The 1,655-nt window shown below is 44.9% G+C and carries 2 protein-coding genes; one reads left to right on the forward strand and one right to left on the reverse strand.

The window, feature by feature from the left end; translation table 11 throughout:
* Window positions 1–272: 272 nt before the first annotated feature.
* Window positions 273–758, forward strand: a complete 486-nt coding sequence (locus REG_RS08880; protein WP_039908436.1) for a lysozyme — start codon at window positions 273–275, stop codon at window positions 756–758.
* A 75-nt stretch (window positions 759–833) separates the two neighbouring features.
* Here the strand turns inward: REG_RS08880 and REG_RS08885 are convergent, their stop codons facing one another.
* Entirely contained in the window at window positions 834–1,277 is a 444-nt protein-coding gene (locus REG_RS08885) for a transposase (RefSeq protein ID WP_006705336.1), read from the reverse strand.
* Window positions 1,278–1,655 lie beyond the last annotated feature (378 nt).

The raw sequence follows: 1,655 nt of genomic DNA on the forward strand, positions 1-1,655 counted from the left end.
CACATCGCCTTAAGTGGGGCATACCGATAGAGAGGGAATTATCATGATGGCATCTTATCCGCTAAAAATAAGCGGGCACATTGGCACCTATTTAAATACCAAAGGGGGGAGCGATGAACGTTACCTTCAGTTGGCGAACCCTAGCGGGGACGCTGTTACTTATTGCCCTGATCACTCTCGCGATAACCGTTCGATTTCAGTACCAGGAAAAACGGCAACTGAAGCAATGTAATCAAGCACTGCGTACCGAAAGGAACGCCGCGCAGGCGCAAGTGATCCACTATGAAAAGACAAGTAGCGCAGTGACCCTGGCCGCTACGATGATAAATCACTTTGAAGGAGTGAGGTATAAGCCCTATTTTGACGGTGGTGGTGTACTTTCTGTCTGTTATGGACACACGGGAAACGATATTGCACTGAATAAAATTTACACCCAAACAGAGTGCAACAAATGGCTTGATAAAGATTTACCGAAAGTAAAAAAACACGTTGATCCTCTTATTAAGGTAAAAATCTCTGCGCTGACTCAGGCGGCGATTTACTCTTTTGTTTATAACGTTGGCATTGGGAATTTTCGTCATTCAACGCTGTTAGAGAAGTTAAATGCCGGCGACAAAAAAGGTGCCTGTGAAGAGATGAAGTGGTGGGTTTATGCGGATGGTAAAAGATGGAAAGGGTTAATACTCCGTCGGGAAGTGGAACGGCTCCTCTGTCATGGCGACCTCATCGGTTTTGTTGCATCAGAGGTTGAGGTCTGAGCCTTAGATAGCTTCCTGTTCTGGTTTATGTCAACGCTACTTAAATTGGGTTCTTCCGCAAATAATGTTGGTAAATCAGCAAAGCGTGTTCATTACCCGCCGACTCAGTAATTCAAATCCCGCTCGGCCATACATCTGCCATTTTAGCATTTTTAGGCGGTTCACATGCCCTTCAACCACGCCATTACTCCAGTGATGAGTCAGCGCATTTTCAATGGCATCCAGATCCATTTCAAGGCTGCTGGCTATTTTTTGGTACTCACTCAACCTGCAATTGGTGGCCTCATGCAGCCACTGGCGTAATAACCGGCTCCGTTCTTTTATCTTCGTGCCGGCGGAAAACAGACTGATGAGACGTTGTGTCAGTTTGTCACCAGCAATGTAAAATTCGATTGCTGGTGACAGTTTGCACTCCACATTAATAATCGGGCACAAAGTCAGTAACTGATGGACAAATCGTTGAGCCCATGTCGCTGCTCCGCTCTTGTCGAGATTTGAGGGTGATGTTAGCCATTGCATAACCTTATATCTTGATCATTAGCTCTCAGAGGATAATGATCCCCAACTGATCTTTGGGATGTTACCGGTGAGTTTGGGCATGACCTTAAGCTTAAAGCTTGTTGAACAGATAAAACCCCGGTGACCTATTCATCATCGCCCTTAAGACCGAACGGTATCTTGTGCTTCGAGCACGAATTCATAAGGATGATCTTGGAGATATATCTGATGGGCAAAACACCTGTAGGTATTAATATAGCAAAGCTAAAATTCGATGTAGCTGTCTGGATTGAAAGAAAAAAATACAAAACAAAAGTGTTTAACAATACCCCTTCCGGATTTAGCGACTTGCTGAAGTGGCTTCTCCCTTATGGTGAGTGCCACATTTGTCTGGAAGCA

The sequence above is a fragment of the Candidatus Regiella insecticola LSR1 genome (assembly GCF_000143625.1).
In the GTDB taxonomy this organism is placed as follows: domain Bacteria; phylum Pseudomonadota; class Gammaproteobacteria; order Enterobacterales; family Enterobacteriaceae; genus Regiella; species Regiella insecticola.